This window comes from Carboxylicivirga agarovorans (assembly GCF_050589845.1).
GTDB classification, from domain to species: Bacteria; Bacteroidota; Bacteroidia; order Bacteroidales; family Marinilabiliaceae; genus Carboxylicivirga; species Carboxylicivirga agarovorans.
Genome location: NZ_JBNGPA010000005.1, coordinates 66,530 through 90,861 on the forward strand (window position 1 = coordinate 66,530; position 24,332 = coordinate 90,861).

A 24,332-nucleotide genomic window follows, 5' to 3' on the forward strand; every position below is an offset into this window, starting at 1 on the left:
AATACTGAAAAAGTACTTACATCTTTATTTCTTCCCATAACGATAATGCCCAATTATTTTATAATCGAATAAGCAATCTTCAAGCACCTGACCGGCACCAATATTATGCACAATTTGGTGCCGCCGCCCATCGCGGGATTTTCGCCTGACCACAATGCCTATGTGTGTAAGCCCGTGTCCCAGATCCCAGCAAACAATATCCCCCGGCAGGTAATTGCCTGCCTGAGAGCTGATGGGTAGCACATTCCCAAAGCGAGAGAAGAAAACCATTAAGTTAGGTACCCGCCGGTGATCTATGTTTTTATCAGGTCGGGTCAACCCCCAGTTGTCGGGATACAAAGAAAAATGGTCACGCATATCTTCATGCACCAGTTGCTGCAGGTCAATACCAAACTTACGATAGGCGCGAATGATCACATCGGTGCAAACACCCCGGTTAGCAGGTACATCGCCGTTAGGATAATCTAATCGATAATAGGATGGATCATAGATCACCTCCTGCTGAGTTAACAAGAGGGCTGAATCGGCCAGCTGTTGTTGAAAAGATGACTGGCCAAACAGTTGCAGTGCTGTCAGCCATACTATCAGTGTGAGGTAAAAACGGTTTAATATCATCGCATTTGCTTTGATGGTAAGATATTAAAATCTGGCCGGCATTAAAAAACATATGCTCCTCTTAAAAAGGTAATCCAGATTGTATTCTGTCCTTCGACTTAAAAATCAGAGTTCAACACTACAATCCTCTATTTAACATTAATATAGTAATGAGCACAGAAAAATCAGGTTTTTAACGATTATATTCCGGTAAGTTTCTTCGGTAATTCCTTTGGTGTTCTTCGGGCCTTCTTCGGTATTTCTTCGGAACCGCTTCGGATCAACCTCGCTGGCAGCGAGGTTGATCCCGAAGAAGGCCCGGGGAATGCCGGAAGAAGGGGCCTCGGGGGAAAGAAGAGGTAAAGCAGTAAATTTTATAGATTTATGTTAACTTAACCAAACACATGATGAGCGTTATTTTTTGAAATGAGAGAATTTTCACCACCTTTACCCAACAAATAGAGTCATCAACCCTATCCGTGTAATATGAACCGTTTACTATTCATTACATTTATCGTATTCCTGTTCTCATCCTGTAAAGAGGTAGCCTCCTTTTCGTTTGAGTTAACTATAATTGAAACTCCGGTCGATGCCTCCATACGTGGCTTAAGTGTTGTAGACCAAAACTGCTTGTGGTTATCGGGTTCAGGGGGGACCATCCTCCGAAGCACTGATGCAGGGAAAAACTGGAAAGATTGTTCGATCAGCACAGAGTCGGAAAATGACTTTCGAAGTATTCATGCCTTTGATTCGTTGCGGGCTGTTGTCGTTGGCATTAATAATCCGGCCGTTATTTACTCAACTTCAAATGGCGGAACAAGCTGGGATGCCATGGATACCCTGTCTGGTAAAGGATTATTTTTCAACTCACTAAAGTTTATTGAAACATCAACCGGACTGGCAGTATCCGATCCTGTTGAGGGGCACTTTCTTATTATTCGCAGCAGCGATGGTGGACATAGCTGGCAAAAAAGCACAAAAGTGCCTCCTGCATTAAGCGGAGAAAGCAATTTTGCAGCCTCCAACAGCTGCATTGAACTGTTGCCCGGAGGCTATGCCTGGATGGCTGGCGGCGGGGCTAGAGCGCGCGCGTATTCAAGCCGTGACTCAGGTAACACGTGGACAGTTAGTGATACTCCCATAAAGGCGCAGAGCTCAGCTGACGGTATCTATTCCATCGCCTTTAGTGATATGAACAATGGCATCATAGTAGGTGGCAATTACCAGCATCCCCAGCTCAATGACAGTATAGCTGCCTATACCCTTAACGGTGGACAAAGCTGGCAGTTATGTGAGACCATGCCCCGCGGCTTTCGCTCGTGCATACAATACCTGAGCAGCGATACACTATCCATTGCCATAGCCATGGGTAAAACGGGCTTTGATTACTCAACAGATAAGGGACAAAACTGGCTTCCGGGTGGTGATAATGGCTACTACACCATGCGCGCCATTCCGGGTCAAGGGGCAGCGTATGCCGCTGGTGCTGATGGCCGGCTCGCACATATAAGCGTTAGTCATCAGCAATAACTTAAGGGCATTAAGGATAAATAGTATCCATTGAGTCCCTGTCATTCAATGGCTTAATGGTATACATCTGTTGCTTCGCCTTTACTGCTCATCAAGAAAGCATAAAAAAAAAGGAGGACATCCTGTTTGCTGAAGTTCAACTCTGGACATCCTCCCTTCTAAGTAAAGGTTAATTCAGATACTATGTCGATTAATCGTCGTCACCATGATTAGCGTCATCATCATCTTCCTCAAGGTCAAATGAATTTTCAACGGCCTCTTCAAATTGCTTTAGAATAGGTTCGTTCTTCTCTTTTGTAATCAAAATACTTCCATCCTCTTCAAGGGTGGCGGTTGTAAAGTCAATAGCGGCAACAAGTGTTTTCAGATGTCCCAGATTCAGGTCGATAAATAAACGAGAGTCAGCACCATCGAGCTTATATCCATTTTCATATTCCAGTTCTACTTCCAGTTCCTCCTGGCTGATAATGGTAAAAGGCGTGCCGTTATTGGTACCAGTCGCGACAATCGTATTTCCACTCATTTCTGCCGGTTCGTTTTCATCATATGGTTCAAATTCAAACTCTATCTCTTCATAAACAGCATTTGGCACATGTACACTCGCAAGGTCAATTCCTGTTTCAGCATTTGCCGCTAACAGATCGACTAAAAACGGTCCTTCCAGCTCAACATCACTAAAGGTAGGTGAGCCCTCCGGTAACACATCTTCCATATCATCGTTAATATCAAATTCAATTTCGCCAATGCAAATATTAAACGTTTCAAGCAGCAGGGGTTCAGTTGTTGATTCCATGCTTTTCAATGATGCCGGGGTCGTTTTAATGGCTACCTTAACCTTGCTCGTTTCGGCAATACTACTGTCATCATTATTACAAGCTGAAAACACAACGATACTTAAGGCTAATACAATCAGGTTTTTAATTAATTTCATAACATTAATAATTAGTTTTACTTTCTTTTATCGTAACTATACTATCATGACGATAGGATTTAAAAAACAGTTGGAACGGAATGTGATTTTATTTTTGATGGGGCATTTACGATGCCGGTGCATGGAGGAGAGAAGGGTATCCCAGGGCGTAGCTTCACTTTGCCCTGGCCTGTATAGAGGCATATCTTCAGACACTTGACAGCTCAACTTTACTGCCAGCTCTGTAGATATGATTAAGAATACTTATTTATTAATGATTCCGAGATAATGATCAATGCCTGTTTTTGACTTCCAGCGATAAGCTATACCAATGCGAAATTCAAGTGAGGCATTGTGTGTCTTATTCAATTTTGCCGGATGTTTGTCATCCCCTACATACACATTTGGCAAACCATACTTCACTGCCAATCCGGTTGTTACTTTTACCGGACCATTACTACGTATTTCAAACTCCTGTCCGATTATCAGCCCATAATCGACGGAAGCATATCTTGATGAAACATCACTGGATGTATTAGACAAGGTCTCTGATGCCGATTGAAGATGATTGATATATACCCCGCCAATATTTCGTCTTAACAGCCTCTCGCCCACAAGGCTATACCTGGCATTGTGTTTAATGGCCAGTTCGGCACCATAATAATTGAGTTCGGTTTCTTTATTGACATACTGGCCATAGCTGTATGTTTTATAGCCTTGCTTTAAGGATGAAGCAGCAAACAGGTTGGTTTCAAAAATAAACTTTGTGTTGATGGCATATTGAATAGTAAGACCAAAGTCGGGCTGAAAAGTCATTTTGCTATTATTCATACCGGTTGATGAAAAGCCTTCATATGTTTCGGCATTTAGGAGGTAGGTGTTTTTTAGGGCTGTAACAACACCTGTCGTCCACCTGCTGTCTTTTTGATCATATTTCACTATTTGGCGGTCATCGACAGGAGGCTGGGTCAAAAAGTTATCAGTCCAGTGCATTGGTTTTGTGTCAGGGGCGGGCAACACCAGGGGAATGTTAATGTCGAAAGGCTTCTTCATTTCTACCGATGTCGTTTTGCTCTGCAGTAATTTGTTTGAGCGAGGATCTAAAAAAGAACCTGATGCCAACATTGGGGAATGTGCAATAACACTGCTTTGTTCTTTGGGGAAGCGCAGAGTGCAGACAATGGCATCAGGTTCATTACGTAGTAATTCAGTCGTGTGTTGTTTAAGTACATTGAGCTCGTTGGGCTGCTGTAATTGCATTACTGAACTGTCCATACCTGGTTTGATCAGTATGTTACTGTTTTCATGATTGGAATCTGTTGACAGATCAGTTTTGTAATCAAGACGAGCCTTACCGTTTAATGGTTGCGTAGCCTGCTCCGAAAAATGATACATAAGGTTTGTAAGGCCCAAAAGGATTAGTACACCGGCTGCCGCCAACCAATATTTAAACCGTGGAATAATTGATCTCTTTTGACCGGCATCCAGTTCTTGTGAGATAACATGCCAAACCTCATCAATATCCAATTCGTCCTCCATTTCACGCCAAACCTCATTTACCAGCTCATCTTCATCTTTATCAAGTCTTACATGCACAGCATCATTATCCAGATGCCCTTCAATAGCTTTCCACACATCATCGGGTGCTTCATGAGGCATGTGCTCAAAAAGTGCTTGATAGTTGTTATGGAAATTATCTGCTGACATTGTTTATATGACACTCATTAATTGTTCGTTCAACAACTTACGCGCCCTGCTCAGTTGTGATTTTGATGTTCCCTCGCTTATATTAAGTCGTTCGGCTATCTCTTTATGGTTATAACCTTCAATGGCATACAGGTTAAATACCATGCGGGCACCATCAGGCAGTTTTTCTACTTCTTTAAGCAGATCCTGACAAACCAAAGGATCTGAGACATCACAGGGATGTTCAAATACCTCACCAACATCATCAAAACGCAGAGTATGTTCTTTCTGCTTCTTCCTGAAGGCATCGATAGCCGTGTTGGTAATAATGCGGCGAATCCACGCTTTCAAAGCACCTTCTCCCGAATAGGCTTCTATATTTCGAAATACCTTTAAGAATGCATTCTGCAAAATATCTTTTGCCTCATCGCGGTCAGGTTCATAGGCCAGGCATATTCTGAGCATTTCGCCGGCATATTTGCGGTACAATTGCTCCTGCGATTTTCGCTCATGTTTTCTGCAGCCATCCACCAATTGCTTATCGTTTATATCCATTGCTACAGTCAAGACCTAATTGATAATCACTTTTAATGAGCTTTCGAGCCTATAGGCTATTATTTCATATAAAGCCTCGTTCCTATTTTCCGAAATCTCGAGGAAGTCACCTCCCTCACCCTCACTCAGTTCAGCACTTTCAAGACTTGTAACAGAAATTGTTTGCAAGGCGTAATATGGATCAATTAGTAATTGCGCTGTATAGGTATTTTCTGATGTTAATGTGATGTCACCATAACTATCATTGATCTGGCTGCCTGCTATCAATTGCTCGTCATCATCAACAATAATGTATAGTGGAATACTCATGCCATCGGTGTTTCTATAATATCCTGTCAGGATGAGTCCACCATCTTCAGGAGTATCATACTCCAACTCCTCCTCACCATCATCTTCATCATGCTCATCATCCTCATCATCATTGTCGGTCCACATTTCAATCTCCTCCATAGCAAAGCGCCAATGCATATTGGTGTATATACCTTGTGGAATATCAAACTTCCTGATCTGACCAGGGGAATTATTATTAAACATGAGCGGCCCGATATCGTTTCCCGGTTCTGTTGCAAAATGGACATTACCACCTTGCTGCCTTTGTCCGTCAAACATTACCTGTTTTAACAAGATATACCCCTCGCTGAAACTTAAATAAGAAGATTCACCGTTTGCAAGTAAGACCTCAAGTTGAACGGGAACCGGTTCGGTAAATTCCTTCTTTTGACAAGAAATGGCCAACATGAAAACCAATAATGCACCAAATAAATTTAGCCTGTGTTTATACATTTTACTATCTCTCCTTTCTATGTGACGACAATAAGAACAAGATGGTTGGAATGGCTAAAAAACTTTATGCACCACTAATTAATAGCTGCAGTTGCAATTATAATAGTATTACTTTCATTAAAAAATGACCGAACTCAGTATATGGCATGTGAGAATTACAAAATTTTCTATGTGCTTATTACCTTACAATTGGTATAATTTGTAACTTGTAAGACACCTTAAAATCGTCACTATGAATACATTTTTGAAAAACTTCGGTATTATTCTAATTCTGGTTGGAGTAGTTGTTTTAGGTCTTTATGCAATGAATCCACCTACCAGTAATACACCACTGGCAATTGCAGCCTTATTAATGGTTGGTGGTATAGCAGTACATGTTATTTTAAACCGCATTATTGATTAATAACCTGAGATCGATGAGAATTTCAGAATTCAGATTGTCATAAAGAATTGATAAACAGGGTGAATATTGCAGGGCTAGCGAGCTAGCTCGAAAAATTTAACCCCGTAGATTAGTTTTTTATGACAAAAGATTGATGTTTCGCTTATAAACAAAGATTTTACGTCGATGTCAGGTTCATAAGTAATTACCGACATTCAAATCTGCCTTTTCCAATACTTTGGAAAGGGCAGTAACTGAATCAGAGGTTGACGATGCATTGCCCGTTCCAAATGGGAACATTGCTGTATAGGCCTGACTTAAAGCAATGCGTCAAATCATGTTGATATCCTTTTTGCATCAATACTTTATAGTGGTAGCCCTGAGCTGCTATTTCCGGTATATTGTCTTTGTGAGCCTTATAAAGAGCATATACGGACAGGGCCAAATCGCTAAGCCGGAGCTTTACCGACTTTTGAAGCAAATAAATAATGCGCCCTGCACACAGGGCATCCTCAAGGGTATACAAACCATTATTTCCTGAGCATACCAGGACAAGATCAGATCTTTCTTTAATTCTGTCAACCACAGCTTTGTCGTTTAAGAAAGAGGCGATCAGCAGCTCAGAAGCCGATAAGGAATTATGAATAGCCAGGGTTCCGTTCGTGGTGGTCATCACCAATAATTTATCCTCAATAACTTGTTTTGAATATGCCAAAGGAGAATTGCCATGATCAAAGCCATCAATTGGTTCAGCATGACGTTCTCCGCCCAAAACAACAGCTTCGGACGTGCTGTCTTTTACAATAAACGCTTCTTTGGCCTCTAACACAGGCACGACACCTTTAGCGCCATTATTCAGGGCAGTCACCATTACAGAGGTGGCCCGGAGCACATCAATTACAATAACTGTTTTTCCTTTAACCTGTGCTTCTGTTACCTGCTGAGCTGTCGCTATTACTTCTACATTCATTCTTCTCGGATCAATTAAAGGCCATAACGCTTTTTATACAAAATTCTAAATCTTATTAACAGGAAAGTACCAGCAGACGCCAGACCTGTCAGGTAGCCAAGCCATATTCCTGATGGTCCCATATTAATAACAAATGCACTGACATAGCCTACGGGCACTGATATTAACAAATAAGCAATTCCGGCGCCCACAACGGGCATCACCACATCTTCAAGGCCCCGCAATATCCCCAGTGCAATAACCTGTATTCCATCAAAAATCTGGAACAGTCCCGCAACCAGCATCAATCCGGCAGCAACACTGATCACCTCAAGGTCTTCAACAAATAAGGACGGTAAAAAGTAGCGAAGCATCAAAAACAAAATACCTGTTGTAGTCATAAAAAGTACAACAATGTGCAGCGATGCAAACGCACTGTGTTTCATTGACAGGTAATCTTTCTTACCCCTGAAAATACTAACCTTAACGGTAGTTGCTGAACCCAATCCGGATGACATCATATAGGTCAGACTGGCAATACTCAGAACGATCTGGTGAGCAGCCAGGCTAACAGCATTGATCCATCCCATCATGATGCTACCTATACTAAATGCAAATACCTCAATAATCATTTGCAGGCCAATGGGTAAACCCAGACGCCAGATACGAACAAATGCTGCTTTAGAGAAAGGGGCAAGATGGTCTCCACGGTAATCGTTAAACAGTCTGAGTTGACGTGACACCACCCAAAATGCAAGACTCATAATTACCCGTGAAACAAGCGTTCCAATACCGGCACCGACAAGTCCCAACTCAGGTGCTCCCCAGTGTCCGTAAATAAACATGTAATTGAGCAATACATTGAGCACATTACCACCTATAGTAATGTACATGGCGACTTTTGTATTGCTCAAACCTTCGGCAAACTGCTTATAACTATTAAATAATTGCAAAGGTACTATTGATAGCACCAGTAAAATATAATAAGGAATGGCTTCTTCAACAACACCGCTTTCCTGCCCCATTAATGGCATTGCAAAGATGATTAATAAGGATAGCAGTGTTAAGCCAATACCAACGATAATATTGCTGTATATGCCCTGATGAAACCAATAGGCGCATGTTTCCTTATCTTTGGCTCCATAGGCCTTACCAACGAGTGGTGTAATAGCAAGCGAAATTCCAATACCAAAGTAAAGCACATTGATAAAAATACTGTTGGCAAAAGAAGCTGCTGCCAAAGGAATAGTGCCAACCCGCCCGACCATCACTGTATCTGCCACATTAACCAGCATTTGGCCTGCCATGGCCAGCACAACCGGAGTTGCTAGTTTTATATTGGGCCAATAATGTACAGCATACTTATTATTCATCCTCAGAATCTTAAAATTGAAGGACAAAAGTAATTAAAGAATGTGGATGTATAACTACATTAAATTCATCATTAGTGGTAATGATGCCTGATCATTTCATAGAAGCGACCTCCTTTTTGCTTTTTTAACTGGTTGACGGCACCAGACTGGATCAGTTTACCCTTCTCAAATACAAAAACCTCATCGGCAATGTCAATGACACTCATACGATGAGCCACCATTATGATGGTTTTCCCTTCTTTTTTGAGTTCCTGAATGACATCTTTGACAACGGCTTCTGAGCGATCATCAAGAAATGAAGTCGCTTCATCGAAAATATAGATCTGAGGATTAAGATAAAGCACCCTGGCAATTGCCAGGCGTTGTCGCTGCCCGCCTGACAACTGAATTGCATTTTCGCCCAGCCATGTGTATAAGCCCTCCGGCAATTGTTCAACCGTTTCTTCAAGCTTCAATTGCCTGATGATAGAAATAATGTTTTTAATATCAGGTACAGGGTCGCCTAATGCAATATTTTCTATCACATTCCCTGCAAATAGTTCAATATTCTGTGGTACAATACCAACTACCTTTCTCAGGTCGACCAGGTTGATGTGTTTAATATCAATGCCTCCAATGGTTAACTCACCACTTTGTATCGGATATAATCCCTGTATCAAAGCACCAATGGTTGATTTTCCACTACCGCTATCACCTAATAAAACCGATACCGTATTAGCTTTGACAGACATATTGAAATCGATGAATAAATCCTGCTCCAGTGTATAGGAGAAATTGACCTTTGAAAAATTAATATCACCAGTGTCACTCTTTGAAAAAGCAATGGTCTTACCCTCTTCCTGTTCATGCTCCAATTCAAGAAGTTCAAATAAGCGATCCATGGCGATCAAGGCCCCGTGAATACTTTTATTGAAAGCAGCCAATCGGGCAATTGGTCCTGTAAAATAAGCTGAGATGGCAAAAAATGACATCAGCTCTCCTGCTGACATCTCAGTTTGTATGACAAACAAAGCTCCGGCCCATAACACGGCAAGCGTTAGTAGGCGATTAATAAACTGTATACCCGAATTTGACAGGATGTTGAGCTTGCCCGACCGATATACCTGTTCAAGAACTTTAACCAAACGGTTATCAACACCATTAGCAAAGTGCTGTTCAGCTCCCATTTGTTTGATCGTCTTAACAGCCCTTAAAGATTCTACCAACTGAATCTCCAGCTCCGCTGTTTCTTCCATCTTAGCGCGTTCAAGTTTCTTGTTAATGGAATTGGTTATAAGCATTAACAGGAGATAAACCGGAATGACCAAATAAGAAAGTAACGCGAGCTTCCAGCTAAAAACCATCATAACCAGGAATGCTATGACAATGACAAGGATATCTACGATTGACTCAACGGCTACCTGGTTAATGAAATTGCGAATCTTAACCGCATCATTAACCCTTGAAATCAGCTCTCCAATGCGCATGCTATCATAAAACTTTTGAGGCAGTTTAATGAGGTGTCTGAAATAACCGGATATTAATGTTGTATCAATATTTTGACTGACCCTAAGTACAAACCATGATTGCAGTACTCCAATAAGTAACTGTACGACAAACACAATGAGCATTATAAGCCCGAGAAGGTTCAATAAATTATGATTGTGCCCAACCAAAACAAAGTCGGTCAACTTTTGAATGTAAAAGGCAGTGGACAATCCTAAAACAGAAAACGCCAATGCCCCAAAACCAGATTGCATCATAACTGCCCTGTGTGGTTTTACCAGGTTCCAGAAGCGTTTGATGTTAGAAACCGTTTTATCATCTTTTGAGAAATTTGCCGATGGAATAAGTAAAACAACTACACCCGTCCATTTTTTATGGAATTCATCATGTGTCATCTTCAGCATCTTACCATATGCCGGATCCATTACTTTTATAAACTTCTTTCCTACTTTATAAATTACGACAAAATGATGCGTACCACCCGGTAGTTTAAGGTGAGCAACAGCCGGCAGGGGAATTTCAAATAAATCATCCTTTTCTATCTCAACACCTTTAGCATCAAAACCAAGGGTTTCGGCGGCTTTAATAAGACCATAAGCACTTGTACCTCCTTTGTGTGTTCCAGCCTCTTGCCTGACGGTCCACAGCGGAAGTCGCAATTTATAGTATCTGGCTACTGATACCAGGCATGCAGCTCCACAGTCGGTTGAATCATATTGCTGAATTGATAATCTCATTCATTTAGTGTGTTAAGATGGTTCATTAGGCAACACTTTTGGATTTAGCCAATCATCCACTGTATCAAACAGCAAGTGAAACAATGAACGTTGTGTGACAATAAAACGTCCGGTTAAACTCATGCCCTTCTTCATATTGCCAACCACTCCATTACTGAGCTTTAAGCTATCCTGCTTTAAATGACAACGGATCAAATACTTGTATTGCCCGTCGACCAAACTTACATCATCAGCTACTTCAAAAACTACCGCATCCAACATGCCCCACTGGTTATAATCATAAGTGTCGATTTGTAAGCGCACCGGCATATCGGTATGGATAAAACCAATATCTGAGGGCGATATATAACATTCAGCAATTAACTCTTGCTGTGGTGACAAGTAGGCAATTAACTGGCTTTCTGTTAAAAAATTACCCACAGCTACCCCGTTAAAATCAATGATACTTCCATCAAATGGTGCCGTAAGCAGGTATTGACTTCGCTCCTGCCACAGGTTTTCAACTTTACTCTTTAATTCCTGATTGGAAACAATGTAATTTCGTCGATCTGTTTCCCAACGAGCATTTGAAGCTGAAATATACATCATCAATTCATCCCTGGCTTCTTCCAGCTTAAAGGAATCTTCCTGGTAGGTTGTTAGTGGAACCACTCCATCTTTGAATAATGCTGCTGTTCTTTTAAAGTCAACCCCCAGTTTGTCTATTTTACGCCTGAACATTTTAATGGATGTTGTATAATCCTCATATTCTTTTTGGTACAAGGTTGTATTAACATTGGCGTTTTCAATATGCCCAAGCAGGCTTGAAATATCATCAATGTAATTGGTTTGCAGTTCCATTTGTTGATTAACCAGCTCAATTTCATTAATAAATCCACTTTGCTGCAAAACAATTAATGTATCTCCGCACCTTACATTTTTGTTTTCTGAGATATTAACAGCCGTCACTTTAGCTGTAACAGGTGAGTTTAGCTGCACCATTTTATTAAGGGTTGTAATGGTACCTCTGCTCTGTACCGATACATCAACATGAATGAAAGGTAAGGCTATAAAACCGGCAAAAACAGTGATTAAAATTACCCAATATAAAGCATAGCCGCGGTAGTTAATGGCGGTATAATGGTGATATTTGCTTTTACTTTGACTTGTTTTGGGTGTGTTAACAGGCATAATTGTAAAAAGCTACTTCCCGAAAATAGCATTTTTTTTATTATGCCTCTATGATATACGTATTATTTGGACACTTCTACTTTTTGCAATTCAATCCAGCGGATACCATCTTTGAAGAAACCATCGTCTTTGTAATGAAAACTATTCAATTCTTTTGAGAAGTGAATAACTGCTCCTAAAGAGCTCATCATATCCAAATAAAAATATAACATACGTACGGACATACGCAGATACCCGGCTAACTCTATTGGTGAACCGGTTTCTTTGCGCCTGATCTGTTCGTCGATCAGCGCAATTGTTCTATGTACCTCGTGCTGTGGCAAATTGTGCTCTCCTATCTACTACAACGATTAACCTGAGGATAAAGAAGGTGAGGGGTACTAGGTGAGATAATGTGAGAATCGGGAATCTATAAGGGAAACCGCCTCACCTTCTTATGTTCCTACAAACAGTCTGCGTTCAGACTTCTACTAATCGGGATAGTCTTATTTATTTTTAAAAATCTTTTCATTTTATCAGCTCGCCCAAAGCCTTTTAATGATAGAACATGCTTTAATTAAATCTTTATCTTATTATCAGCTGGCTCTTCTTCTACTTTTGAACTTGAATCTCCACCAACAACCTTTTTTAAAAAAGATGTGTCTTTTGCCGTAAACTTTTTAAATTGTGCCTGCTTTTTTGTATTAACTAAAGACTTCATGTTACTATCGTATTAATGGTTTCTATAGGTTAATTGCAGGAATCGGGAAGCGTAACACCTTTTTTTGAACTTTTTTTAGAATTAATGAGCAAAAAACTACTTATACTACTGTTATTGTGCACATTATGCAATGTGAAAAAAAGTTATTCAAGCGAAACAGATGGCAACATAATATTATTTACGAAGTATTATTCGGATGAAAACTTTGAAAAAGCAGCCGAAATTGGCGCAAGAATTTTAATAGATACTAATATCAGACCAGAATGTGATGAACAGTATCGATTATTGTATAAAACGATTCGTTCAATTATTTATTCAAGTGGCTATAATGCAGCCTATAACTTTCTCATTAAATTGGAACAACAATCAGGCACTCCCTTATTCCATGATTTTGTTCGTTTATATAAAGGTATTTTTTCAATTACAGTAGATAAGCACAAACAAGCGAAGACAATATTAAATTCGCTTTTACAGGAAAATAACACTTTACTATTAAATGATTCCGTCAAAGCAAAAATTTACCATAACCTCGCACTACTTTATCAAACGGAAGGAAAACACATTAAACGACTGGAGTATTTAACAAAGTCATTTGAGTTAGAAAAGAAATCCTTACTAAACAACTCTAATTTTGAGAATTATAATCTTTCAGTGGAAACATACACAGCCACACTATTTAATAAATATAAGCAATACGAAAAAGCCTATCGTGTTTTTCAGGAAGCACTTTCACTACCATTCAACAAGAACATAAATGTAAATAATCATGCTTTATACCACAATTATATCGACCTCTTGTTTATGATGGGTATGGAGGAAAAGACACGGAAATACATCAAAGAATTATTATTGTTTTATGAAGGTAAAAATGAGTATTATTTAAAAGATTATACAAGTTTGCTTAACACATTAGCCTATCACTATTACCTTCAGAAAAATTATACAAACTCAATTTTATATGCCACTCAGGTTCTCTCCTTGTCACATAAATATAATACTTCAAATTATAATCGTCATGCTGCATACAATTATTTAGCCCGCTGTTATTACGAACTTCAACAGTATGACAAAATGCTTTATTATTTCAAAGAAGATATTAGAGACTGTAAAGAGCGTAAACGGGTTCAACTTACTGAAGCATATTTATACACTGGGCATTATTTGGCAAAAATATACGAAGACGAAGCAGCCTTTGCCTATATTGATTCTGCAAAAAACTGCATCTATAATCAATTCAACCTTGCATATAATAACTCTTTTGAGAACCGTATTGCCTTAGCATATTATGAATTAGAGCAATATAACCAGTGTCTTTACCATTTAGAGAATGTGAGTCACATTATGCGTTCTGATAGCAACTACACTGCCATACTAGTTTGGGACAACAAGTATGAGAAAGCACTCTGTTACCAGAAACTAAAGGACTATCATAAAGCCTATAAACTGCTTAATGAAGCCAACAACGCCATGTTGAACAAATACCCACCTCTCCAGGATAAATCCTCTTCCATTCAAAGTAGTAAAATAGGAGAACTATATAGAAAGATTAATATTATCCTGGCAGAAAACCTAAACAGTCAATACCACCAAAGTGGAGAAGTAGCACATCTTGAAGAAGCTATGCTTTATATAGATGAAGCTGGTAAAAGCATAGAGATATTACGAGGTAAGCAAAACTACGACAGAGACAGGAGAATTGCAGGAGAATGGTATTTTAACTTTACTGAGCAGAGCGCTAAGGTGACAATGGACCTGTTTGAAGCTACGGGAGATACTGCCTATTTACATAAGGCTTTTGAATACATCCAAAAGGGAAAAGCTTATGCCTTAATGCAAGGCATCAATGAAAAGAAATACAAACTTAATTCCGGCGTACCACTGGAGATGATAAACGAATTAAATACCTATAAAAAACAATACGACCGTTACGAGAAGCGCTATAACGACACCTTTTTTTCATCGACCATTGATAGTAGCCTGGTAGCATCTTTAAGCTCCCATATGACCAGAAGCATGGCAAGCATTGATAGTATAAATGCACTAATAAAAGACAGCTACCCTGAATATAGTGAGGAAAAAGCCCGTGCCCCTTTCTTATCCATTGAGCAAATACAGGAACGATTGGGCAAGGATCAGGTAATCGTAGATTATTATCAGACCGATTCAGAGATATTCCGCTTTGCCATTAGCACATCGTCTATTCAATGTGATGTTATTAAAACTGATCGTACCTTAAAAGAGTGTATTGCGTTTGTAACAAAGGAAGTATCAACGCCATTTATCGGACAATCATCTAAAGAACATATCCAGCAATTTGCGGCAGCATCTTATGAACTATACAAAAAGCTCCTTAATGGTTTAGAGCATATGGTTACTGATAAAGAACTAATAATAGTTCCCCATGGTGAACTGTCCTATCTGCCTTTTGAAGTGCTCTTAACTGAAGATGTTTCATCAGATAAACCTAAGTTTAGTGATTACCCCTGGCTAATAAAAAAACAAACAATCAGCTATTCATACAACACAGCATTATTAAGTAATTACAGCTCCAAACCAATTCCGTTTAATAAAGTCCTTGCTTTTGCACCGGACTACAGCGGCAGTAAATCCGGTGATTCCATCCATTTAAGCACAAGCCTTTTTCTTGATTCACTCTTAATGCCATTACAAGGCGCCCGGGAGGAAATCGCATCCATTGAGAAGTTATACAATACTCAATCTTTTACAAACCAGGAAGCCAATAGAAATAACTTTATTGCATCAATGCAGGATAATCATGTTCTGCACTTGTCAATGCACTCATTAAACGACGAAGTACAACCTTTCAATTCCCAATTGGTCTTCGCTTCTACCGATAGTGTTCCGGGCAGTTTTACTGCGGGTGAAATTTACAACTATAACATTAAATCACCATTAGCTGTTCTCAGTTCATGCAGTACAGGACGTGGCCATAAACAAAAAGGCGAAGGTCTGCTAAGTATAGCGCGTGCCTTTACCTACTCAGGTGTTGACGCTCAGGTGATGACACTTTGGCCTGTTAATGACAAAAGCGGTGCAAATATCGTTGAAGAATTTTATAGAAACCTTGAGATTGGGCTGGATAAGAACAAAGCATTGCAAGCCAGCAAGCTAAACTACCTGGCTAATGCCGATGGTGTTAAGTCGCATCCTTACTATTGGGCCAATTATGTGCTGGCAGGTAACACAAGCGCATTAAAACAACAAATGCCAAAAGGTTTATTTGTTTACCTTTTAGCATTTGCCATTATATCGGTTATATTATTTTTCTTTTACGATAGGCGTCGATCCTAAAAATCCATCTTATCAAGCACTTCTTCAGCTTGTGTTGAATATTTATTGCCGCTTGTTTGTAATTGGGTCAATAGCAATTCTGCCTTATCAAATTCTTCAAGTTTAAGGTGACACAGTGCCATATACCATTTTATCTGTTCCTCGTAAAATATAGCTATTTCCTGAGTTGACTGAAGTTGCAGCTTAGCTTTTTCAATATCACCCATTTCCAAGTAACACAATGCTGTAAAAAAGCCTGCCAGTTCTTCATTTTCCTCGCCTAACTCATTAAAAGAACCAATAGCTGCATTCATATCACCAGCCTGATATTGTTTTAATGCCACATCAAAAAGAGTTGACTGCTCACCTCCACGAACCGTCATATCAGCTCCATATGGGGTATAATATTCTACAAAAGCCTGTGCACCCGTATAACTGTTATCTTTAAGTAAGCCCAGATAGCTGCCAAGACCTATTACAACAATAACCGAAGCTGCAGCCAGCCAATAATTCATTTTGAAGGGATTATTTCGTTTCTCTTCTTCCGCCAGAAACTCCTCACTTATCTCTTCCAGCTGTTTCCTAAATTCGAGGTCTTCATTCTTATGATTAGCTACAGTATAAAGTATCTCTTGTTGTAGCTTCATATCCTCATTAAAATCCGGATTATTGGCCATTTCCAGTTTCACCTCCTGACGTTCTTCGGGAGATAACTCATTGGTAAAAAACTCTAATATCTTCTTATTATAATCCATACTTTAAATCTTTATATTCAGGGTCTGCCTTAATCATCTCCATCAACTTTTTGTTGCACATCGACTTTCTGTTTTTAGTATAAGCCACAGAGCTAAACGCCAATTCTGTAGTTATATGCTCATTGGTAAAACCAATGGCTACAAGTCTCAACACATCCTGGCAAACCTTCTGAATTTTGTTATAATACTTGAGATACAACTGACGACGTTTCTCAAATAATTCTTTTTCATGAACTTCACTCTCCAATTCTGGTATTTCATCATTCAGCACCTGATACACAGGAGCTCCCTTCCTTTTTCTCAGCTCATATAACCAAAGGTTTTTACAAACCGAGATAAAATAAGTAGTGAATGTAGCAACAAGAATTGGTTTTTCTTGTTTCGAGTAGATAGCAACAAATGCATCCTGCATTATCTGCATAGCATCTTCGTTGGTTCCACTATTATCGGTAATAATTGATCGAACCGGACTCCAAACAAGTTGCATAATATATTTAATAACCTTACTATCCCTTGAATAGACCGCTTCTAACAATTCTTTATCGGTGTACTTTCTTCTTGACATCATCATCGTTTTCCGTCACTAAAATAGTGATTTTAATTTAATTATCATTTCTTCCACAAGCAGCCAAGCCAAGCCCAACGATCACCGTTCAGGTGATTTAATGATAAAATATACGTATTTTTTTACTTAGAAATTAAATAATATGTTACAAAATATTCGGACTATTTCGTCACATTTTTAAATAAAATGTTTTTGTAAGTGCAATGTAATCGTCGGAATAGCCATGCCGTCCTTTGTCTTCGATCACAATTTCATTTGTAACAATACCATCTGCTGCATCTTTCGACAATTCGATAAGCGTTCGAACATAATCTTTATGAGGAGTAGGTCTGACTCGCGTAATGCGACTCGGAGTATAACTGTATTTTTCTGCGATTTCGATGAATACTCTTTCTGCATCAAAAGGCAAGACTACCGACAATTTGCCATGCGAATTGCTTACCCGGCCGGCGTTGGCAATCAGGTCTTCGAATGATAAAGATTCTGTGTGACGAGCCAAGTTCCGGGAATGATTAACACTTTTATAAGCATTATTGAAAAAAGGAGGGTTACAAACAACATGATCAAACTTCTCCATATTATTTTCAGCAAACTCCTGAAGAGGATTGTGCACAATCTTTAGTCGTTCTGTCCAGTCAGAAAAAGCAAAATTATCGGATGCCTGGCTAACCGCGTCCTTATCTATATCAATTGCAGTGACACAAGCATTGGAGTTACGCTGAGCCAACATCAGAGCTATCAAGCCTGTTCCTGTTCCTACATCGAGAAAATTAACTGCATTACCAACGTTGACCCAGGCTCCTAATAAAACGCCATCCGTTCCAACTTTCATAGCTGCTTTATCCTGGTGAACTACAAATTGCTTGAATTTAAAATATGAGTTTGCCATCGTTAGAACTTTTCATTGACACCTAGACTAAACAAGGCAAAATCATATTTAACCGGATCTTGCTTATCAAACATTCTTAACGATTGCATCACTTCATCGACAGCCTTCATGTCATTTTGCTTACGTTTCAACAGGCCAAGCTGCCTTGAAACATTGCCGGTATGAACATCTAACGGAAGTAGCAGATCAGATTGAGCAATGTTACTCCACAGCCCAAAATCAACACCTTTTTCATCCTTACGAACCATCCATCTTAAATACATGTTTATTCGTTTAGCCGATGCACCTTTTAATATGTTCGCAACATGTTTATGAGTTCTTTGCGGTGAGTCAAAACTGAGAAAAGTATCCCGAAAGTGAGTTAATGCCGGTTTAATATCGTTATTCTTATAACCCTTTGCAAAAACCTCTTCCAGACCTCCATACTGTGTGTATATTTTCTTTAATGCACGCAGAAAGTACAAACAATCAATAGATGAAAACGTACGATAGTAAAATGCCTCAAAGCGGTTCCAATCGGACTGAGCCGCATTTATCAGAAACTCATATGGTTCATGCTCCAGGAGACTCATTAATTGTTTCGCACTTTTTATAATTAAGTCTCGCCTGCCCCAGGCTATAGTAGCTGAAAGAAATCCGGCGATCTCGATATCTTGTTTCCGACTAAAAAGGTGTGGTATTGAAACAGGGTCATTGTCAATGAAATCAGGTCTGTTATATTTGTCAACCTTTTCATCCAGAAAAGCCTTTAATTCTTTGAAATCCATCCTTATGAATTAAAAATCAATCCATCCTTTATTTCAATCATCCGGTCGCACATTTTAGCTAAATGATAGTCATGTGTAACAATTACGAATGTCTGATTAAAAGCTTCCCGCAATTCAAAAAACAGCTTTTGTAATTCTTCCTGGCTATGTGAATCAAGATTACCTGATGGTTCGTCGGCAAAAACAACAGCGGGTTTATTTATTAAAGCTCTGGCTACAGCAACTCTCTGCTTTTCGCCGCCGCTTAACTCTGCCGGTTTGTGATCTAAACGATGGTCAAGGCTTAAGAAAGAAAGCAATTCCCTGGCACTCTCTTCGGCATTAGATTTGGACTGTCCGTTAATTAGTGCTGGCAACATCGCATTTTCAAGTGCGTTGAATTCAGGCAAGAGTTGATGAAATTGAAATACAAAGCCAATTTTTGTGTTTCTAAACCTTGACAACTGCTTCCCTGACAAGGTGCTTAAATTCACCCCATCAAGAAATACCTCTCCTGACGACGGTTTATCTAATGTACCTAATATTTGCAGCAAGGTTGTTTTACCAGCACCACTGGCTCCAACAATTGATACTACTTCTCCGGCATTAATATTTAAATCAATACCTTTCAGAACCTCAAGGTCGCCATAGCTTTTTCGGATTTGCTCGCACTTAATCATACGCTAAACAAATAACAGGTAAATATATAAAACATAAACACTCAGCAGAATAGCACCTTTCCATCGCGTTACAACACCCTTTGAAAGAGGTAGTATTGTTAAAAAGAGCAATATGGCAATTGCAAACATCCACCAGTAATCTGTATTGACCATTGAAGCATTAACACTCACAGGCTTAATTACTGATGTAACGCCTAAGACCGCCCAAATATTAAAAATATTTGATCCGATGATATTACCGATAGATATATCAGATTCTTTTTTAATAGCTGCAACTAATGATGTAGCTAATTCGGGAACACTGGTTCCCAATGCGACAACAGAAATTCCAATTACACGTTCACTAACCCCCAGGTTAATTGCGATATCTTTAGCTCCAATAACGAGCCAGTCAGCACCAAAATAAAGGCCTGCGGCTGCAAGTAAAAATAATAACAATGTCTTCCACAGAGCCATAGATGGCGCTTCAATCTTTTCTTCGTTTTTACTTTGTTTTCGACTACTATAAACCGCCCAAACAATGTAGATACCCAGTAGAACAAGAAATATAATTCCTTCGACTGTACTAAGAATCAGGTTCTCACTTGCCCATATTAACCCGACAGTAGCAACCATCATGACAAGCCAATCAAGCCAGACTGCCTTCTTTTTCACTTTGACCGGATATACAATAGAGACCAGTCCAAGGACTAAGGCTATATTGGCAATGTTTGAACCTACAACATTACCCACAGAAATATCAGCTGCACCATCAAAAACAGCACGTAAACTTACTAAAAGCTCTGGCGCTGATGTACCAAAAGCCACCACTGTTATACCAATAACTAAAGTAGAGACTTTAAAATGGCGCGCCAATTGCACACTTGACTTTACCAGCCAGTCACCACTAAAAAACAACAGCACAAATCCGGCTAATAAAAATAAAATTGGGGGCATATTAATTTATTTATGAATCTATAGAATCCTCTCTTGAAATCGGTCCATCAGGTGATGTTGGAGGTATATCACTATCTTTTTGGGAATCCTTATTAGGCATTTCCTCTTTAGCATTTTCATTAGATGGGTTCATTTCAGCAGTTTCTTCCTCAATTGCCTTATTCACCGCAGATACTTCCTGATTGAGTTCTTGTCTGGTTTCTTTAACCACATCAGTTATATCACTGGTATTTTCACGGAATTCACGCTTTATTTCATCCGATGCTCTCCTAAACTCATTCATACCTTTTCCGAGCATTCTAGCCACATCAGGAATACTCTTAGCTCCAAATAGTAATAAAACTACAAGGACAACAATAATGACCTCTCCTCCGGAAATAAAAAGAATTGTACCCATAATCGAAATTTTCAGATTCAAAGATAATAAAATAGCATCATCTTTATAAAAGAAAAGCCCTGTAGAACAACTACAGGGCTTCTCATTATATGATAAAGAATTTATTTCTTCTTTGACTTCTTATTTAAGAAGTTAAATGCTACCGGAGTTGCAATGAATAATGATGAATAGGTACCTACAAGTACACCAATCATCAAGGCAAATACAAATCCACGGATTACTTCACCTCCGAAAAGGAAAATTACCAATAGTACAACAAATGTTGTTAATGAAGTATTTACCGTACGACTTACTGTTGAATTAAGTGCAGCATCAACTACTTCATCTTTTGCACGTTTTGGATATAGTTTAAAGTACTCACGGATGCGGTCAAATACAACTACCGTATCGTTAATTGAGTATCCAATTACAGTTAGGATAGCTGCAATAAATGACTGGTCAATTTCCATCGAGAATGGCATGAACGAATAAGTGATAGAGAACACACCCAATACGATCAGTACATCATGCACAAGTGCGGCAATTGCACCATAACCAAACTCTTTATTACGGAAACGGATCAAGATATATAAGAATATAACGATCAAACTGAAACCAATTGCAAGTCCTGCATTTTTCTTAATGTCACTGGCAATGGTTGGTCCCACTTTCTGCGAGCTCATCCGGTAATCAGCTAAGAATTCATCCTGACTAACATTACCCTTAATGAATGACTTCAAGCCTTCGTATAATTTAGACTCTACATTATTGTCGATCTGCTCAGAGTTTTCTTCAATCATGTAGTTAGTTGCAATACGCACCTGATTACCCTCATTACCGAATTGTTTTGCTTCAACGTGAGCTCCTTCAAATACATCAGTTAAAGCCTTTTGAACGTCGACAGAAGAAACCTGCTCGTCAAAACGCACAACAAATGTACGTCCACCAGTAAAGTCAATTCCTTGTTTGAGACCAAGTGTACTTAAAGAAACAACAGATGCTAGAATTGCAATGGCAGAGATAATGAAGAACATATTCTTCTTCTCTAAGAATTTCACATGCAAATTCTTATATAAGTTACGCGTCACTTTAGTATCGAACACCAATGTTTTGTTTTTACTTAACATTTGTTCGAAGATCAAACGTGTAATGAAGATTGCTGAGAAGAATGAAGTTGCAATACCGATCATCAATGTAGTTGCGAAACCTTTAATAGGACCTGTTCCAAATAAGAAAAGGATAAGACCTGTCAGGAAGGTTGTAACATTGGCATCAATGATGGCTGAGAAAGCATTTCTATAACCATCTTTAATCGCCAGTTGAATTCCTTTACCTGAACGCAACTCTTCTTTAATACGTTCATAAATCAGTACGTTAGCATCCACTGACATACCAATGGTCAGAACAATACCGGCAATACCAGGTAAAGTCAACACAGCTCCAAAAGATGCCAATACACCCATAATGAAGAACATGTTTGCAACCAAAGCGAAATCGGCAACCCAACCTGCTCTAATACCATAGTATAATAACATGTAGATCAGTACTACAATAAATGCCCAGATAAATGATGTTAAACCACTGTCAACAGCTTCCTGACCAAGTGAAGGACCTACTACCGTATCCTCAACAATACGTGCTGGTGCCGGAAGTTTACCTGACTTTAAAATGTTAGCCAAATCCTGTGATTCTTCAGGAGTGAAGTTACCTGTAATCTGACTCTGACCTCCGTCAATTTTCTGATTTACTGTAGGGAAACTATATACGAAGCCATCCAAAACAACAGCGATACTACGATCAACATTTGCTCCTGTTAATCGTGACCATGTTTTAGCACCTTCAGCATTCATGCTCATGCTTACTTCAAATTGACCACGCTGGTTAGTTTGACTTCGTGCAGAAGTAATAACATCACCTTCAAGTGGAGGACGACCGTCGTGCGTACTCACTTTAATAGCTACCAATTGGAAGGCAGTTTCTTTTTCGTTGATGTCAGCACCGAAACGGCTTACTAAATAATCTTTTTCGATAGGCTTAACAGTCCAGAAGAAACGAGCATCTTTTGGGAAGAGACTCTTTACTGATGGATTCTGCAAGTATGAGTTTACTTCTGCCGTATCGCGCGATAAAGCAATTCCTACAACAGGACCACGCTGTTGTGGGTGATTTGGCTGCAAATAAGAAAACAATGATTTTGCACCTACGTCTTCTAAAGAATCAGTAGTTGCAGCATCAGCTGCCAGCTGATCAACAAGCGTTGACTCTTCAGTTGTTTCTTCTACAGCCTCTTCAGTTGCTATTTCTTCAACGGGAGCTTTTGCAGCTTCCATTTCACGAACTTTAGTGTCAGCCTGTACCAGATATTCAAATAACTCAGAGTTTTCATAAGTTTCCCAGAATTCTAAGCTAGCTGTTCCCTGCAATAACTTTCGAACACGCTGCGGATCGGTTACACCTGGCAATTCAACCAATACACGACCGGCTTTTTCAAGGCGCTGAATATTTGGTTGTGTAACACCAAATCTATCAATACGAGAGCGAAGAATATTAAATGCATTATCAATTGCACTGGTTGACTCTTCACGAATCACCTTTAGAACTTCCTCGTTAGTTGAATTATAACTTACCCGTTCCTTTAGTTCAACAGTATTAAAGATAGTGGCTAACTGAGCATTGGGATCGATCTCTGCAAAGGCTTCTCCAAATAAAGTAATAAAATCCTTTGATGAACTTTTCTCTGCTACTTCAGCTGCTTTCAAAGCTTTAGTAAATGTTTCATCAGTATTATAATTTGAAAGAGCTCTAACGATGTCTGCTACCTTAACTTCTAGTATAAGGTTCATTCCACCTTTTAAGTCAAGACCGAAATTTATTTCGCGTTCCTTACACTCTTGGTAAGTATACTTACGGGCTACCCATAAAAAGTTATAAACCGTCTCGTTTTTAATCGAATCCAGGTAGGCAAATTCTTTGTCCGGGTCGCCACCTGCTATCTCTTTCGCCACATTTTCCACTCTACGAGTCTGGAATGTAAACATCAATTGATATAAGCTGACTAATACCAATAGAATGGCAAAAAGTCTTATAGCTCCTTTGTTCTGCATTTGTTAATAATTTTTATTATTCGTTTTGACAAACTTCACGTCATAGTCGCGCAAATATATCGAAATTTTTCATATACAGAACGTAAAAAGAAGTGTTAAATTGATAATCGTAAAGATTCTTTTAATAATCTATTAG

Annotated in this window: 22 protein-coding genes; 3 read left to right on the plus strand and 19 right to left on the minus strand. The window is 39.2% G+C overall.

The genetic code is table 11. The features are described from left to right. Positions 1–24 precede the first annotated feature (24 nt). Positions 25–615 carry a DUF1287 domain-containing protein gene (locus ACRD69_RS07460; protein WP_430814454.1) on the minus strand — a complete coding sequence of 197 codons (591 nt, stop codon included), beginning with the start codon at positions 613–615 and terminating at the stop codon, positions 25–27. Positions 616–1,080: 465 nt separating this feature from the next. Here ACRD69_RS07460 and ACRD69_RS07465 point away from each other — a divergent pair, with 465 nt between their 5' ends. Further along, positions 1,081–2,124 (plus strand): WD40/YVTN/BNR-like repeat-containing protein, encoded by a 1,044-nt coding sequence (locus ACRD69_RS07465; RefSeq protein WP_430814455.1) that lies wholly within the window; start codon positions 1,081–1,083, stop codon positions 2,122–2,124. 190 nt (positions 2,125–2,314) lie between these two features. On the opposite strand, the gene ACRD69_RS07470 is transcribed toward ACRD69_RS07465, so the two are convergent. The 4 genes from ACRD69_RS07470 to ACRD69_RS07485 form a co-directional block, all read right to left on the minus strand. Further along, positions 2,315–3,055, minus strand: coding sequence for a hypothetical protein (locus ACRD69_RS07470; RefSeq protein WP_430814456.1), 741 nt, complete (start codon positions 3,053–3,055; stop codon positions 2,315–2,317). A 243-nt stretch (positions 3,056–3,298) separates the two neighbouring features. Next, entirely contained in the window at positions 3,299–4,741 is a 1,443-nt protein-coding gene (locus tag ACRD69_RS07475; protein WP_430814457.1) for a hypothetical protein, read from the minus strand. 3 nt (positions 4,742–4,744) lie between these two features. Continuing rightward, positions 4,745–5,275: an RNA polymerase sigma factor gene (locus ACRD69_RS07480; protein WP_430814458.1), complete on the minus strand. Its 531-nt coding sequence runs from the start codon at positions 5,273–5,275 to the stop codon at positions 4,745–4,747. 15 nt (positions 5,276–5,290) lie between these two features. After that, on the minus strand, positions 5,291–6,058 hold the full coding sequence (locus ACRD69_RS07485) for a hypothetical protein (RefSeq protein WP_430814459.1): 768 nt from the start codon (positions 6,056–6,058) through the stop codon (positions 5,291–5,293). A 232-nt stretch (positions 6,059–6,290) separates the two neighbouring features. On the opposite strand from ACRD69_RS07485, the gene ACRD69_RS07490 reads away from it, so the two are divergent. After that, positions 6,291–6,461: a hypothetical protein gene (locus ACRD69_RS07490; RefSeq protein ID WP_430814460.1), complete on the plus strand. Its 171-nt coding sequence runs from the start codon at positions 6,291–6,293 to the stop codon at positions 6,459–6,461. 238 nt (positions 6,462–6,699) lie between these two features. Here the strand turns inward: ACRD69_RS07490 and ACRD69_RS07495 are convergent, their stop codons facing one another. The 6 genes from ACRD69_RS07495 to ACRD69_RS07520 form a co-directional block, all read right to left on the minus strand. Then, positions 6,700–7,410 (minus strand): 2-phosphosulfolactate phosphatase, encoded by a 711-nt coding sequence (locus ACRD69_RS07495; protein ID WP_430814461.1) that lies wholly within the window; start codon positions 7,408–7,410, stop codon positions 6,700–6,702. Between the two features lie 14 nt (positions 7,411–7,424). Continuing rightward, positions 7,425–8,762 carry an MATE family efflux transporter gene (locus ACRD69_RS07500; protein ID WP_430814462.1) on the minus strand — a complete coding sequence of 446 codons (1,338 nt, stop codon included), beginning with the start codon at positions 8,760–8,762 and terminating at the stop codon, positions 7,425–7,427. Positions 8,763–8,833: 71 nt separating this feature from the next. After that, positions 8,834–10,984: a peptidase domain-containing ABC transporter gene (locus ACRD69_RS07505; protein ID WP_430814463.1), complete on the minus strand. Its 2,151-nt coding sequence runs from the start codon at positions 10,982–10,984 to the stop codon at positions 8,834–8,836. A 12-nt stretch (positions 10,985–10,996) separates the two neighbouring features. Beyond that, positions 10,997–12,154 carry an HlyD family secretion protein gene (locus ACRD69_RS07510; protein WP_430814464.1) on the minus strand — a complete coding sequence of 386 codons (1,158 nt, stop codon included), beginning with the start codon at positions 12,152–12,154 and terminating at the stop codon, positions 10,997–10,999. A gap of 62 nt (positions 12,155–12,216) precedes the next feature. Next, entirely contained in the window at positions 12,217–12,477 is a 261-nt protein-coding gene (locus ACRD69_RS07515; protein ID WP_430814465.1) for a hypothetical protein, read from the minus strand. Between the two features lie 233 nt (positions 12,478–12,710). Next, entirely contained in the window at positions 12,711–12,854 is a 144-nt protein-coding gene (locus tag ACRD69_RS07520) for a hypothetical protein (protein ID WP_430814466.1), read from the minus strand. A gap of 132 nt (positions 12,855–12,986) precedes the next feature. Here ACRD69_RS07520 and ACRD69_RS07525 point away from each other — a divergent pair, with 132 nt between their 5' ends. Further along, the gene (locus ACRD69_RS07525; RefSeq protein ID WP_430814467.1) at positions 12,987–16,166 is read left to right on the plus strand and encodes a CHAT domain-containing protein; all 3,180 of its coding nucleotides are present in this window, start codon (positions 12,987–12,989) and stop codon (positions 16,164–16,166) included. On the opposite strand, the gene ACRD69_RS07530 is transcribed toward ACRD69_RS07525, so the two are convergent. The 8 genes from ACRD69_RS07530 to secDF form a co-directional block, all read right to left on the minus strand. Further along, a complete protein-coding gene (locus tag ACRD69_RS07530; RefSeq protein WP_430814468.1) occupies positions 16,163–16,900 on the minus strand; it encodes a hypothetical protein in 738 nt (245 codons plus the stop codon). The two genes, ACRD69_RS07525 and ACRD69_RS07530, sit on opposite strands and share 4 nt — an antisense overlap. Beyond that, positions 16,890–17,465: an RNA polymerase sigma factor gene (locus tag ACRD69_RS07535; RefSeq protein ID WP_430814469.1), complete on the minus strand. Its 576-nt coding sequence runs from the start codon at positions 17,463–17,465 to the stop codon at positions 16,890–16,892. The genes ACRD69_RS07530 and ACRD69_RS07535 overlap by 11 nt, the downstream gene beginning before the upstream one ends. Positions 17,466–17,634: 169 nt before the next feature. Beyond that, positions 17,635–18,354 (minus strand): tRNA1(Val) (adenine(37)-N6)-methyltransferase, encoded by a 720-nt coding sequence (locus tag ACRD69_RS07540; protein ID WP_430814470.1) that lies wholly within the window; start codon positions 18,352–18,354, stop codon positions 17,635–17,637. A gap of 2 nt (positions 18,355–18,356) precedes the next feature. Continuing rightward, positions 18,357–19,121 (minus strand): TIGR02757 family protein, encoded by a 765-nt coding sequence (locus ACRD69_RS07545; protein ID WP_430814471.1) that lies wholly within the window; start codon positions 19,119–19,121, stop codon positions 18,357–18,359. 2 nt (positions 19,122–19,123) lie between these two features. Then, complete coding sequence (locus ACRD69_RS07550) at positions 19,124–19,780, minus strand: ABC transporter ATP-binding protein (protein ID WP_430814472.1); 657 nt, start codon at positions 19,778–19,780, stop codon at positions 19,124–19,126. 3 nt (positions 19,781–19,783) lie between these two features. Further along, entirely contained in the window at positions 19,784–20,716 is a 933-nt protein-coding gene (locus tag ACRD69_RS07555) for a calcium/sodium antiporter (RefSeq protein WP_430814473.1), read from the minus strand. A 10-nt stretch (positions 20,717–20,726) separates the two neighbouring features. Continuing rightward, positions 20,727–21,113 (minus strand): twin-arginine translocase TatA/TatE family subunit, encoded by a 387-nt coding sequence (locus tag ACRD69_RS07560; protein ID WP_430814474.1) that lies wholly within the window; start codon positions 21,111–21,113, stop codon positions 20,727–20,729. A 101-nt stretch (positions 21,114–21,214) separates the two neighbouring features. Next, positions 21,215–24,196, minus strand: a complete 2,982-nt coding sequence (gene secDF, locus ACRD69_RS07565) for a protein translocase subunit SecDF (protein WP_430814475.1) — start codon at positions 24,194–24,196, stop codon at positions 21,215–21,217. Positions 24,197–24,332 lie beyond the last annotated feature (136 nt).

What these genes read in the sequence shown, in the direction of transcription:
- ACRD69_RS07460 (WP_430814454.1), bottom strand. Translation starts at nt 615, where the DNA reads ATGATATTAAACCGTTTTTACCTCACACTGATAGTATGGCTGACAGCA.
- ACRD69_RS07465 (WP_430814455.1), top strand. Translation starts at nt 1,081, where the DNA reads ATGAACCGTTTACTATTCATTACATTTATCGTATTCCTGTTCTCATCC.
- ACRD69_RS07470 (WP_430814456.1), bottom strand. Translation starts at nt 3,055, where the DNA reads ATGAAATTAATTAAAAACCTGATTGTATTAGCCTTAAGTATCGTTGTG.
- ACRD69_RS07475 (WP_430814457.1), bottom strand. Translation starts at nt 4,741, where the DNA reads ATGTCAGCAGATAATTTCCATAACAACTATCAAGCACTTTTTGAGCAC.
- ACRD69_RS07480 (WP_430814458.1), bottom strand. Translation starts at nt 5,275, where the DNA reads ATGGATATAAACGATAAGCAATTGGTGGATGGCTGCAGAAAACATGAG.
- ACRD69_RS07485 (WP_430814459.1), bottom strand. Translation starts at nt 6,058, where the DNA reads ATGTATAAACACAGGCTAAATTTATTTGGTGCATTATTGGTTTTCATG.
- ACRD69_RS07490 (WP_430814460.1), top strand. Translation starts at nt 6,291, where the DNA reads ATGAATACATTTTTGAAAAACTTCGGTATTATTCTAATTCTGGTTGGA.
- ACRD69_RS07495 (WP_430814461.1), bottom strand. Translation starts at nt 7,410, where the DNA reads ATGAATGTAGAAGTAATAGCGACAGCTCAGCAGGTAACAGAAGCACAG.
- ACRD69_RS07500 (WP_430814462.1), bottom strand. Translation starts at nt 8,762, where the DNA reads ATGAATAATAAGTATGCTGTACATTATTGGCCCAATATAAAACTAGCA.
- ACRD69_RS07505 (WP_430814463.1), bottom strand. Translation starts at nt 10,984, where the DNA reads ATGAGATTATCAATTCAGCAATATGATTCAACCGACTGTGGAGCTGCA.
- ACRD69_RS07510 (WP_430814464.1), bottom strand. Translation starts at nt 12,154, where the DNA reads ATGCCTGTTAACACACCCAAAACAAGTCAAAGTAAAAGCAAATATCAC.
- ACRD69_RS07520 (WP_430814466.1), bottom strand. Translation starts at nt 12,854, where the DNA reads ATGAAGTCTTTAGTTAATACAAAAAAGCAGGCACAATTTAAAAAGTTT.
- ACRD69_RS07530 (WP_430814468.1), bottom strand. Translation starts at nt 16,900, where the DNA reads ATGGATTATAATAAGAAGATATTAGAGTTTTTTACCAATGAGTTATCT.
- ACRD69_RS07535 (WP_430814469.1), bottom strand. Translation starts at nt 17,465, where the DNA reads ATGTCAAGAAGAAAGTACACCGATAAAGAATTGTTAGAAGCGGTCTAT.
- ACRD69_RS07540 (WP_430814470.1), bottom strand. Translation starts at nt 18,354, where the DNA reads ATGGCAAACTCATATTTTAAATTCAAGCAATTTGTAGTTCACCAGGAT.
- ACRD69_RS07545 (WP_430814471.1), bottom strand. Translation starts at nt 19,121, where the DNA reads ATGGATTTCAAAGAATTAAAGGCTTTTCTGGATGAAAAGGTTGACAAA.
- ACRD69_RS07550 (WP_430814472.1), bottom strand. Translation starts at nt 19,780, where the DNA reads ATGATTAAGTGCGAGCAAATCCGAAAAAGCTATGGCGACCTTGAGGTT.
- ACRD69_RS07555 (WP_430814473.1), bottom strand. Translation starts at nt 20,716, where the DNA reads ATGCCCCCAATTTTATTTTTATTAGCCGGATTTGTGCTGTTGTTTTTT.
- ACRD69_RS07560 (WP_430814474.1), bottom strand. Translation starts at nt 21,113, where the DNA reads ATGGGTACAATTCTTTTTATTTCCGGAGGAGAGGTCATTATTGTTGTC.
- secDF (WP_430814475.1), bottom strand. Translation starts at nt 24,196, where the DNA reads ATGCAGAACAAAGGAGCTATAAGACTTTTTGCCATTCTATTGGTATTA.